This window comes from Calothrix sp. CBUCES-K 9914 (assembly GCF_059640475.1).
The window spans coordinates 1-12,947 of the sequence record NZ_JBXXZH010000253.1 but is presented as its reverse complement, the minus strand read 5'-3'; the positions used below and the strand labels follow the sequence as shown (position 1 = coordinate 12,947).

The window sequence follows — 12,947 nt, the reverse complement described above, 5'->3', positions numbered from 1 at the left end:
CCAATAAAGATTTGCGCGAAACCCTTGATTTTTCAAGATTTTTAGGGAACGAATCAGCCCTGCCGCGTGGAAGGGGGGTTAAAAACCTCCTCTCTTTTCCCCCCTTATTAAGGGGGGTGGGGGGGGATTTTGATCGAATACACTATAGCAGGCGCCTATTTAAAAATTCAGCTTTACGTATATTATTTACAAATAGGTGATAACACTCATTAGACGCAAATGAAAAGAGAGTGACAGTCCAAGGGTATTAGGTATTGTAGGCTAAAGAATTAAACCAACTTCCGTATAAAGGCTTAAATAAAAGTATTTCTCATATCCCACTGAAGAATGAAGCACCATAAGCTAATCAGAAGTCTACTAGAAGGGTAAGGCGCCAGAGAATCAGTGAAGATTAACTGTCAATGTCGCCCAAGTATAGTAGTAACTAAATTCAGAAGGGTACGTAAATGTTTTATCACACCAAGAAACTTCAATATTTTAAGCCGCCCACAAAGCCAGATGCAGTTTACGCAAAGAAGGTTCAGGAACTCATCGGTGGGACTTTTGGAGAAATGACTGTAATGATGCAGTATTTGTTCCAAGGGTTTAACTGTCGTGGTCCAGCAAAATATCGCGATATGTTGCTAGATATCGGTACTGAAGAAATTGGTCATATCGAAATGCTTGCAACAATGATTGCTCACCTTTTAGATAAGGCGCCTATCAAAGTGCAAGAAGAAGGAGCGAGTGACCCAGTTGTAGGTGCAGTAATGGGTGGCACAAGTACGCGCGATGTAATCATGGCAGAAGCAATGGCTATGAACCCACAACATCTAATTGTTTCAGGATTAGGTGCAACTGCTGCTGATAGCGTTGGTTATCCTTGGAACGGTCGGTTCATCATTGCCAGTGGTAATTTAATGGCTGACTTCCGCTCTAACCTTCATGCAGAATCACAAGGACGCTTACAAGCGGTGAGAATGTATGAAATGTCAGATGACCCAGGTGTAAAAGATACACTGTCATTTATGATTGCGCGCGATACAATGCACCAAAACCAATGGCTAGCAGCACTTGAAGACTTGAAGTCAGAGGGACTTGAAGACACACCAGTGCCAAGTTCCTTCCCATTACAACTAGAAAAACGCGAATTTGCATACCAATTCTGGAATCACTCCGAAGGAACCGAAAGTGCAGAAGGTCGTTGGGCAAAAGGTCCTTCAATGGATGGTAAAGGTGAATTTGAGTATGTTGCAAACCCACAACCACTAGGCCCAGAACCTCAACCTCCACAAGTTGACCCACGTCTGCACGGTACACCAATAGACCCCTCAATCAATACTACTTCCATGTCATCACCTGGCGCCTCGTCGATGCCATCTGATGGAATAGTAAAAGAAGTTGACAGACGAGCCAGACAATAAGGATGTCTAACTGTACAAACCCACAAAACTTCCAAAACTTAAATCAACATCTTGTGGAACAGGCATCCTGCCTGTTCTTCATCCAAGGTGCCCATTCTTTATTTAGGGCGCCTATTTTTTATATAAAGCGGGCAGGGATGCCCACTCTACAAGAAAATATTGGAAATCAAGATTTAAGATATAAAGTATTATAATGACTATTAGCTAGAACATTTATCGCTTATAGTTATTTAAAGGAATATTTACAATGACTCAAGCAGCATCAAAAATTATAACTGTTGATGAGTTTATCAAAGAATATGCTGATAATGAACGCTATGAGCTAATCGACAAAGAGTTAATTGACATAGAACTAACTGGACTACACGAGCAAGTTGTTGGCTTAATTGGAAGAAAACTTAATGTGCAAATTGACCACCATTATCCAAATTATTTTATTCCCCATCGATGCCTTATTCAGCTTTTAGGTGTAGATACAGCTTTTCGTCCCGATGTAATTGTATTGGATAGTACTCGCTTAGTCAATGAACCGTTGTGGCAAAAAGAACCAGTAATTACTTTTGGAAGCACAATTAAACTTGCTGTAGAAGTGGTCAGTACAAATTGGCAAAATGATTACGCGCGTAAAGTAGAAGATTATGCAATGTTAGGGGTACATGAGTATTGGATTGTAGACTACCTTGGCATTGGAGGAAGAGAATATATAGGTAAACCGAAACAACCAACAATTACAATCTGTACTTTAAATCAGGATGAGTATCAAAGGCAATTATTCCGAAATGAAGATACGTTAATTTCGACAACTTTTCCAAATCTTACGTTAACAGCTAAACAAGTCTTTGAATCAGCAAGATGAAATATAAGCAATTTGTGCAGCAGCTTGCTGGATGAATTATTTATCTAGGCAAGCCACAGCACACATATAGAATCTAATCAAGAAAAAGGTGGGATAGAAGAGGGTAAACCAACTCGCATAAATAGTCTTGCAAATGCTTGGGAAAAATGCTCTAAATAGGGAGATTTTAACCGCCACCGGGAGCCTAAATTTGTAGCGTGTTTTAACAAATATTCATAAGGCAAAGTGTATATTTGTCGTAAATCTACAACTAATGCTTCTCTGTTATTTTCTGGAGTTTCTGGAGATGCAAGCAAATGTAAGCCCTCTGTTCTACCTTTTAGGACATCATTCCACCTACCGTTTTTTGCAAAAGCAGGATTAGCTTCCTCATATTCCACAACAGGGAAGATTGGACACAAGATTACTTGATTAACTTTCTTATTATCTAAGTCGCAGCTTTGAGTTACAACAATTAAATCAAATATCAATTAACGCTTCAGTTATAGGAGCGCGTGAGTAGCGTGTTTGTGCTTGCATACTAACTATCTTAAACTGCCTTGGCTATAGAGACAACGCTTTCTTAAAGTGCCTTTACAATATCCTAGTGCTTCTTTATGATGGATTTTGCCCGGAGTAATGGTGATAAAAAACCGAGTGCAAGGCGAATACTGCTCAAACAGCTACATTAAAATCAGCTAAGTATATTTTCGCATTTTAATATATTCCGCAGCTTTTTTCGGTGAGAGTTTGACGCTTGAGTTATTACTACGAATGTAGAAAATCTCCTCTTCTTTACCATTTTTGTCTTTCATTTTGACCCAAACAGGATTTGGTGATGGCTGTACAGTAACTCGACATACATCTTTATTGCTTACCTTATGAAAAGTGATGCGGAAGTGACTACCAAATTCTTGTCCTATCTCCCTCAATAACAGGTCATTGTTTAAAAACAGCATGTAACCGTCATTGTTCTTCTTTTTCAAGGTTTGATAATCATGATCTAAGCCATGAGGTTTGCCGTCATCGTCAATTCCGATAAATAAATTTCCGCCATTGGTGTTTAAGAATGCTGCAACGGTTTTAACTATCTCATGTTCTATAGCTTTATCTTGCTTATTTTCTCGCAAATTCCAACGCGCGGTAGATTTAAATTCGGTTTGGTCATTCTCACCTTGTTGAATTAATGGCACTATTTCAGCATCTTTAGATATAGGCGCCAAGCTTTGATAGGCAGTTAAGGCATCTTGTTTAACTTGTTCTGGAACAATGGGGAAAGTACTGAGGATATATTTAAACTCTTCTTCGGTTAAACCATAGAGGTGAGCTATCATTCCGTCAAGTTCCGCGCGGAGCTTTGCTCTTTCGCTTTCGTCGGTGGCGCCGTTTGCATGGTAACCTAGTCCTACTTCCTGCGCGAGTTCGTCAAATTCAGGAGTAGTGCAAATTAGTTTTGCCGCGCGTTCGACTATTTCATTGAAGTACGGGGCGCCTTCTGTTAAACGTGGAACAGGTAACTGGTAAACATAAAACATATTGCAATGAGATGTAACTTTCTGACGAATTATAAAGTCGCAAGTGAAACTATTAAGTAAAGAGCAAGCAAATAATAATTCATCATTTTTGGAAAGTGGGTCTGACAATACTATAGTATTTCCTGCAAAAACGTTTGGTGGAAGAATCGCTGCAATCATTGTCCTCTGATTAGTGCTTGACGCTACATCTCTAAAACCTAAACGGTAGCATTGATAATTAAATGTTTGACCGCTATCCACCTGATTTCGTTTTAATAATGCTTTTCTACCTTCACGTTCATCTATCCAATACCTAGGTTATGTATAGGTATTAGTAAATTGATGAATTATCTTACCTTCATACAGGGGAAGCATACCTTTTCCCGGCTCCTTATAAAAAAGAAAAGCATCATCTGTCATATTAAATTCACGATGAAGTTCTAAGTTCCATTTATCAGAAAACTTTTCACCTAACAAGGGAAGTTTAGTGATTTTTTCAGCAATGTGAAAATCAATCTTGTTCTTGAACTCCGTTACTGAGAGAGAATCAGGTGATAGTTTTTGTACTAAATCAAGACTAATTGATAAACTGTTATCTTTGGGAAAAGTTTGTAGCTCTTGATAATCTTGCCGCATAAAAGCTGCAGGAAAATCTTTAGTAACGCCTTCTTTTTCAAAAGTTAGAATTGCAAATTTAAAACTTCGATGAACTCCTTCAAAAATAGTCTTGCGGTTTTCAAAACAAAATAATCCAGTAATTGTGGTTTGGTTGAATAGCATTTCTCGAAGCTTTTTAGCTCCTAAATCGGTATAAATACCACTTGGTATAACGATTCCACACTCACCTCGATCACGCAATAGATTAAAACATTGCTCTAGAAATAGTTTATAAAGATTAACATCTTTTCCGTGACGTTTGCCATTAATTATCGGAACTTGATTTTTATATTGTTCAGCAAATCTAAAATACTCTCTTTGATGGTTATAATAGCTTTGATAATTAAGCCATGCTTTTTGAATTTGAGAATCTGTTAATAAACGCTTTAGCTCAATTGTGAAATCTTTGATATCCATCTTTTTTTTAGAAACTAACTCACTATATCCAGAGCAAAATTACTTTGCATCTGCCTGAAAAGTTTCCCACGGTGGGTTTGTAATAATTGCGTCAAAACCACCTCTTTCTAATACTTTATCAAAGTGATAACCCCAGTGAAATGGTTTCAATGATGCAATATCGTCTATTTTTAAGACACGCTTCTTGGACTTACCAGTTAATTGAACTTCCTCATATTTTATACTAAGTTTTTGACTAAATTCATCCAGTAACAAAGAATTTAACTTTTCTTGTGATTTTTTATTGAGGTTTTCAATGTGTTTACGTAAGTTTAACAATCTTGCATCTTGATGCGTTCCTTCATCTCCGGTAGCTAGTTTCTCTTCACCGGGTATAAATGCGTGTTTCTTGTAGAGTTCTATTGACTGATTTTTATCTTCTAAAATAGCTTTGTACTGGTTTGCTGCTAGAGACTGTAAGAGATTACCTTGTTTAGAATTTCCTACTGTGTCAAACGCGGTTTCATCAACTTTGATTAATCCTATCAGCGAATTACCCGCCATAATATTAAAGTCAATATTAGGTAGTGGTTCTAATTCGTTTACATCATGGGCAGAAGATACTAAAGCTAAGAATAGACGTAATTTTGCGATTTCTGTCGCTTCCTCCATGATGTCTACACCATAGAGGTTATCTGTAACGATACGTTTTTTGATATAATAAGGTAAAGACTGGTGTTTTTGTTCGAGTTGTTTGATCTCTATTTTTAGATTCGCATCTCCCATTAGTTTTATTGTACCAATTACCGCACTGTAAACTTGAATTAGGGTTTTCATTGCGGCAATAAGAAAGGCGCCACTTCCGCAAGCAATATCTAAAATGGATAAGTTGGGAAGAATATCTTTAATTAGTAAGCGACAGATATTAGCATCTAATTTTAGGAATAGTTCGTTAATATCCTCAAATGATTTATACTTGTCTGATAGTGCGTTATTAACACGGTCTATAATTAATTTGTATATTGTTCTGTCACAAAGGTATTCAGTTATTTGTGGTCTTGTGTAATAGGCACCAAATGCTTTTTGGTTAATATACTTTTCAAAGATATATCCTAAAACGTCAGGATTTATTTCATCGTCTTTACCTTCTGGAGTGTCATCTAAGTTCCAAGAGTAACGCGCGAATAAGTCTAAAACTTTTTGAAATGCTTCATCAGCTATTTTTATACTGTAATCTTGCTCAATGCGATGTTTCAAAAATAATCCACCATTTAAGTACTTAATATTTCCCACTAATGTCTGTACAGAGGGGTCACGGTCGCTTTCTGGTTTGGCAAAAGATTCAAAAAATAAGACTTTGAGGAACTCGCTGTAAAATAAATCTTGACCACGCTGCTTACTTGATTCTAATTTATTCTGTAAATATTCAAAATCACCGTTTGGTTTATTATTAGACTTATCAATAAAGCCTTTACGTTGGAGAAAGTAAACAAACATCAAACGATTTAAGATAACAGAAGTATACCAACGTCTGTCATTTTCGTTATTAATCCCTTTAACGTAACCCAAAAACTGCTTATGCTCTTCTTGAAAATCTTTATAAAACTGTTTTGTAACTCGTTCGACATCAAAAGCTTTTTGTAGTCGATGAGCAATCTTTACTACCGATAGACTATCATCTTCGAGTTCGGTGATATCAATTACTAAAGCACCTAACTTACTCAAGAATAAATCACCAGGTTGACCTTTTATATATAAGTGGTCACGAATATATTCTTTATTTCCTTCGCGCTTTACCCAATACCAAAGACTACGAGTGCGTGTTGCATCAATAAAAATCAGCAGGTTTTCAGCTTTTAATTTTGTAACCTGTTGATGAATGGCGCCACGAACTTTTGCTTCGGGAATGGCGCCATCACCTGCTGTGACTTCAAAGACAGCTACACCTGAAGCCTCAGCGATACACTTATAGTTATAACTTTTCTCGTCAATTTCCACCTGCACAGCTTTTTTACCTGTCGGTTGTGACCAACCTAACTCCTCTATGAATAAATCCTCGAATTGAAAGTTATAGAGCAAATCCCTTGTGCTATGGAAATTGAGTGCCATGATATACCTACCCTGTACAATAACAATAGAAGTTTCTGTAGAAATTAGTGAGCATAAAAAATTTGCCCATAGACCTGAGTCTTGGAGCTATAACCCTTGTTATATGGGGTTAAATTTATGAAAAATAATAATACTGTTTCTGTAATAACCCTTATGGTGCCAGAAACGGCTCAGTTATTTTACTTACTAGTAAATACTGAGTATAAGCCTTTATACTGAATTCAACCGTGTACTTCAGGATAAAATTTGCCTGTATAAAAATAATTTTGAAATTTGGCGCCGATATTAAATCTTGATAATTGCTCTAATCTATAACCAGCATATGTTTGGGTAACGCGCGGAAATTACTTAAGCTAATCAACACTCTACCTAAAATCGCCTGCGTAGAATGAAAGTATAAGTGTTATTTATTACTAATCTAATTTATTGAATTAAGTACTAATACTGTGGGTGATTAGATTGGTCAGATTCCCGGTATAACAAAGTAGAGACTTCATTAATGGAGTCTCTACAGGGGCTTTGGATATTACGTGTATATTTAAATTACGGTAAATCGGATGTAAATTCCTAAAGCTGCTTTATGACAACATCGGTGAATCTTTCATAAGGAGCTACCCCAACGATAGTTTCTATGAGAGTTCCATCTTTGTAAATCATCACTACAGGAATGCTGCGTATCCCCAGTCTTTTAGCAAGACTTTGATTTTCACCAAGGTCTACCTTAAATACTTTGACACGACCATCATATTCTTCAGCTAATTTATCCATCAGAGGAGCAATCATCTTACAAGGTCCACACCAAGTTGCAGTAAAGTCAAATACAACTAGTCCACTGTTGGTCAAAAGTGAATCGAATTCTTGTTCTTGAACAAATTCAACTGTTTTCACAGGCACCCTTTTTTTGATTTTAATATTATTGTTAATTCGTGCAAATCTTAGTACATATTTTCTTGTCAATGGGTTTTAATGGTACAACCTAATGATGCTTTATCAAGCATAGGTTTTTAAGACTTAAACCAAATTTATTTTTTCTAGGAGATTAAATGTTTTATGGTGAAAGCTATTTTGTTATTTACCCTTGAAAGCCTCTGTATTATACAAAGCTTTGTAAAGCTAATATCATAAACTAATTAAAACTTTAAAAAACTTAATAAATCCGATAACAGCTTGTTACAACAGGGAACTCCAAATTCCATCCTACGGTTTTCAGCTTTTAATCTGTACATTTAATATATTTCTACTCCAGCCATTTTCTATTACTTTTGGTATATACCAAAGTCTAGCTGAAGGTTCTTTCACAACCTCCAAAATAACTATATAACCACCCCAAAGAATTTGGCCAACAACTTGTTGACCAATTTGCTCTGGAGCGATAAGCTTCATTACCAATAAAGATTTGCGCGAAACCCTTGATTTTTCAAGATTTTTAGGGAACGAATCAGCCCTGCCTTGATAAGGGGGGCTAAAAGCCGCTATTTTCCCCCTTATTAAGCTACGGTGTACACACATCTTTGAATAAGCCCCTTTTTTTCCTCCCTTTGTGTCCTTTGTGTCTTTGTGGTTCTTTAAAGAGATAAACCACAAAGGCACGAAGAACTCAAAGAAAGAGAAGAAAAAGAGACTTGTGTGTACAAGGTAGCCTTATTAAGGGGGTCAAGGGGGATTCGTTTCAAGAAAATAGTCTAACCGAGCAGTATTGCATTTACTCTCATATCTTTTATCATACAATATCTATTGAGAATAACTGCCATGATTTCAAATACGAGTTTTATAGAGCAAAATAATTTTCTCTCACTTAATGGCTTACGAGTACTTTTAGTAGATAACAACATCGATAGTTTAGAGCTAGTTGGGATAATATTAAAGGAATTTTCAATGTCAGTTATGACAGCTACGTCGGCAAAGCAAGCAAGAGAAATTTTAATGAAATGGATACCGGACATTTTAATTAGTGATATTGCAATGCCAGATGAAGATGGTTACTCATTTATTCGTTATGTAAGAAATCTGAAAGACGGAAAAATTAAACACATTCCAGCTATAGCTTTAACATGTGTAGATTTGGAAGAATGGCGTATATTAGCTTTTAAATCTGGCTTTCAAATGTATGAAGTTAAACCCATTGACTTCAATATATTAGTTACACTCATAGCACAACTTATTGGACAAGCGACAACTGGTACAATTTCACCTTAATGATAATTAATATTATGTCCAGAAACGTAATCAGAATAAAATCATTGTAGAGACGCGATTAATCCGGTCTCTACGTAATATGGTAATTATGGGTAATCAACCGAACATAATATTAGGGTGTAAAATCTTACTGTTGAAATCAGCATTTTTTAACTAACCTGTAGTTGGTTGACTTATTTTATATTTCGTGTATATTCAAGTACTTGGCATAAGTAAACCAATAAGACATTAATTGGTAAAATAAATCTAAAATAATTATTTACAATTTCAACACTGCGCCCTACCTAAAGATAAAATATAAAAAATATTAGTCTTGATAATACGCTTGTAAATTTTACTTACTCAACCTCAAGCTGTAATCCATGTCTCAATCTTACGTAATAGCCCAACTTCAGGAAGAAAATCAACGTCTCCGTGCCGAAGTTGCTGCTTTACGGCAGGAACGAGAGCATGACTATACGTGTTTACTCTCGAAAATCGCGACTGTTGCTAATATGTTACAGAAGGCGCCTGATTACACGACTGTACTACGCGATGTGGTGCAGTTGTTAGGGGAAGCAGTGGGGAGCAGCCGTTGCTATATTATACAGTCACAGCTTGATATAGAGTCTGGAAAATCATTAATTGTCGTTCCATATGAATCGTCTAGTTCAAATGCTCCTAACTGGCGAGAAGCAACTCCCATAATGTTTTGGGAAGATTTTGGAAACTTTTGGACATCTCTGGCACGTGGACAAGTATTAAATTTTTTAGTCGAAGAGCAAGAAGAACCAGCAAAAAGCATTCTTGAAGCACAAGGCAATACATCAATGCTGTATGTGCCAATTATGATTAAAAATGAATGTTGGGGTGTAATTGGTTTTGAGAATTGTGGCAAAGTGCGGTTGTTTAATGAAGAAGAAATTGCGATTTTGGAAATAGCTGCTTCGAGTATTGCAGGCGCCGTTGAACAGAAAGAATATATAGAAGAAATGCAACGTTCGGAAGCTTTATATAAATCATTGTTTGAGATTAGTAACGAAGGTATTTATCGTTGGCAACTAGATGAACCAGTTTCGCTGTCTTTACCTGTCTATGAACAAGTTGAACAAATTTACCAAAACTATTATTTTGCAGAAGCGAATATTGCGCTTGCACAAATGTATGGTTTTACTAAAGTTGAAGATGTAGTTAGATTACGAATATCGGATACTCATGTTGCTGACTCTGAAAAAAATCGTAAGTTTGTAAGTAATTATGTTGAGCAGGGCTACCGTATCCGTAACGCGGAGTCAGAAGAAGTAGATATTAATGGACAGAAACACTATTTTCTCAATAGCGTAATTAGCTTTATCGAAAATAATTGTGTAACAGGTGGCTGGGGTACACAAATTGATATTACAGAGCTACGTACCAAAGAGCAAGCATTACTGGATGGCACCATAGAAAGAGAGCGTCTTTTACAAACAATAACAACTATTGCAAACCAACTTCTACGTGCGGGTGATTACACTACAACTTTACCAGAGGTATTACGTTCTCTAGGCGAAGCAGCAATAGCAGACCGTTGCTATCTAGTGGAAAATCTTGTTGACGACCAAACCAAAAAACTTGCCGTTCGCGTGCATACCGAATGGTGTAATGAAGGTATTGCCGCTTCAATAGATATAACACCTGAACTCGCTTCTTCGGCGCCTTGGACCCATTTTCCAGGTGTGCAAGAAAAGCTGATTCAAGGAGAAATGGTAACACTGTGGATTGATGAATTACCCGAACCGAGCCGTAGCGAATTAAAAAAACAAGGCAATATCGCAATGACACTTGTACCAATTTTAGTACAAGAAAAATTTTGGGGCGTGTTTGGGTTTGACTACTGTAGCTTTGTGCCAGTGTTTGATACAGCTATAAGAGCAATTTTTACAATCGCTGTAGATAGCATAGCAGCAGCAATAGAACGTCAAGAAAAAGATGCCGAATTAAAATTCATTCAGCAAGCAGCACTCGAAGCGGAACAGGAAAAGGTCGCGCGTCTAGCTTCTCTTAACGAAGAATTGGTTAAGAGAGACCGTATTTTAGCTGCAACCGTAAAGGCAACTGACTCATTGTTAACTTTAGAAAACTTTGATGAAGCTGTTAACACTGCTCTGAAAACTTTGGGGGAGGAATTAGATGCTGATCGCGTTAATTTAATAGAAAATTTCAACCTGCAACAAGAGCTATCATCTTTATATTGGCAGGTTATTTATGAATGGAATTCTCATGGCACTGTGCCACAATTCTTCTCAGGAGTTGCTGCAAGCGGTAATTACGCTGACATTGAGTGGTTGTATAAATTATTTCAGGTTGGGGAAACTGCAAGCTATCAAATATCTGAGGCGCCAGAACCTTTCCGCAGTGAGCAAATCAGCATAGGTGTAAAATCAACTATTGTTATTCCTATATATGTTTCGGGCAAATGGTGGGGTCTATTAGGGGTTGATGATTGTCGCGTAGCAAAACACCGTAGTCAAGCAGAACTAGCGGCTTTAAAAATTGCTGCTAACTGTGTTGGTAGTGCTATTGAACGCAAACGTGCGACTCAAGCATTACTTATGGCAGAACAACAGCGAGCAAGAGAACTTGAAGAGCATAATATTGAATTACAACAAACACTTTTACGTCTCACAGAATCTGAAGAACGTTATCGCGCGTTAATGGAGCTTTCGAGTGAAGGTATTTATAGATGTGAGTATGTACAGCCAATCTCAGTTTTACTTCCTCATGAAGAACAAGTTCAACAGTTTTATCAGCAGTTTCGAGTTGTAGAACATAATCAAGCTTTCGCGCAAATGTATGGTTATGACCAACCAAATGCAATGGTCGGCACTCGTGTTATGGATGTGCATGTTATGGATGAACCTCTTAATGCGCTTCAAATATCGGAATTTATTCGTTCGGGGCACCGAATGAGAAATCAAGAAACAGTGGAAATAGACCGTTTTGGACAAAAACATTACTTCCTTAACAATGCTTTCAGTATTATCAAGGATGGGTATGCAGTCGGGGGGTGGGCTACTCAAGTTGATATTACACAGTTACGGCAGCGTGACTTATTACTATCTGTTATCGCTAAAGTAACTAAAGAATTATTAAGTGCATCTGATATTGATGTTGCAATTTGTACTGCACTTCAAGCGATAGGAGAAGCTGCTAACATAAGTCGGGTTGCGTTTCTGAAAGAAGTTTTAGAATTATCTACGCAAAGACTGAAACATCACGTTGTTCATGAATGGACAGCAAGCGGAATTTATAAGCATCACGAAGTTGGATTAAACGTGATGGATAACAGTGACTTTGCTGTGCTAACTCATGAACTTTATCAAGGAAAGTCAATATGGCGGATAACTGATGATTTTCCTTCGGCGACACGATTACATTTTGAAAAACTCTCGATAAAATCTTCTGGTGTTGTTCCTATTTTTGTTGAGGGTCACTACATTGGTAATATTGCTTTTGATGATTGTATTACACCGCGCGCTTGGAGTCAGCAAGAAATTGATGTGCTAACAGCAGCAGCAGAGAGTATTGGGGCAGCTTTACATCGTCAAAAATTAATTGAGCGCTTAGTTGATGAGCGTTTAAAAGCTGAAAGAGAAAGAGTTGCTGAATTAGCTGCTGCCAATGATGCTCTCAAACGTTCTGTTAGCCATCTTACTTCTTCAGATAGTTTACAATCCTTTTTAAATGCTGTCCTGAAAGAAGCTATAAGAGCAAGCAACGCCGCAAACGCAGCCGTTTTTGTATACGAACCATCGCTTCATGCTTTACAGATGGTCGCGTTTGTATTGGGTGATGAAGTTATTGATATGAAGAGCGATG

Annotated in this window: 10 protein-coding genes; 4 read left to right on the top strand and 6 right to left on the bottom strand. The window is 37.2% G+C overall.

Annotation, left to right across the window (positions count from 1 at the left end; all coding sequences use genetic code 11):
* Nucleotides 1-446 precede the first annotated feature (446 nt).
* Nucleotides 447-1,403 carry a manganese catalase gene (locus AC2JBO_RS36160; RefSeq protein ID WP_496958464.1) on the top strand — a complete coding sequence of 319 codons (957 nt, stop codon included), beginning with the start codon at nucleotides 447-449 and terminating at the stop codon, nucleotides 1,401-1,403.
* 247 nt (nucleotides 1,404-1,650) lie between these two features.
* Nucleotides 1,651-2,259, top strand: a complete 609-nt coding sequence (locus tag AC2JBO_RS36155) for a Uma2 family endonuclease (protein ID WP_496958463.1) — start codon at nucleotides 1,651-1,653, stop codon at nucleotides 2,257-2,259.
* A 77-nt stretch (nucleotides 2,260-2,336) separates the two neighbouring features.
* Here AC2JBO_RS36155 and AC2JBO_RS36150 read toward each other — a convergent pair whose 3' ends face one another.
* From AC2JBO_RS36150 to AC2JBO_RS36125, 6 genes are all read right to left on the bottom strand, one after another.
* Entirely contained in the window at nucleotides 2,337-2,729 is a 393-nt protein-coding gene (locus AC2JBO_RS36150; protein ID WP_496958462.1) for a hypothetical protein, read from the bottom strand.
* 207 nt (nucleotides 2,730-2,936) lie between these two features.
* On the bottom strand, nucleotides 2,937-4,013 hold the full coding sequence (locus AC2JBO_RS36145) for an AlbA family DNA-binding domain-containing protein (protein ID WP_496958461.1): 1,077 nt from the start codon (nucleotides 4,011-4,013) through the stop codon (nucleotides 2,937-2,939).
* Between the two features lie 57 nt (nucleotides 4,014-4,070).
* On the bottom strand, nucleotides 4,071-4,826 hold the full coding sequence (locus tag AC2JBO_RS36140) for an Eco57I restriction-modification methylase domain-containing protein (protein ID WP_496958460.1): 756 nt from the start codon (nucleotides 4,824-4,826) through the stop codon (nucleotides 4,071-4,073).
* Between the two features lie 39 nt (nucleotides 4,827-4,865).
* Nucleotides 4,866-6,914, bottom strand: coding sequence for an Eco57I restriction-modification methylase domain-containing protein (locus AC2JBO_RS36135; RefSeq protein ID WP_496958459.1), 2,049 nt, complete (start codon nucleotides 6,912-6,914; stop codon nucleotides 4,866-4,868).
* 567 nt (nucleotides 6,915-7,481) lie between these two features.
* Entirely contained in the window at nucleotides 7,482-7,808 is a 327-nt protein-coding gene (gene trxA / locus AC2JBO_RS36130) for a thioredoxin (RefSeq protein ID WP_496958458.1), read from the bottom strand.
* Nucleotides 7,809-8,120: 312 nt separating this feature from the next.
* Entirely contained in the window at nucleotides 8,121-8,504 is a 384-nt protein-coding gene (locus AC2JBO_RS36125) for a DUF1016 N-terminal domain-containing protein (protein WP_496958457.1), read from the bottom strand.
* Nucleotides 8,505-8,663: 159 nt separating this feature from the next.
* Between AC2JBO_RS36125 and AC2JBO_RS36120 the strand changes: the two genes are divergently transcribed.
* Nucleotides 8,664-9,110, top strand: coding sequence for a response regulator (locus AC2JBO_RS36120; RefSeq protein WP_496958456.1), 447 nt, complete (start codon nucleotides 8,664-8,666; stop codon nucleotides 9,108-9,110).
* 362 nt (nucleotides 9,111-9,472) lie between these two features.
* Nucleotides 9,473-12,947, top strand: a 3,475-nt coding sequence (locus tag AC2JBO_RS36115; protein ID WP_496958455.1) for a GAF domain-containing protein, incomplete at its 3' end; no start/stop codon positions are given.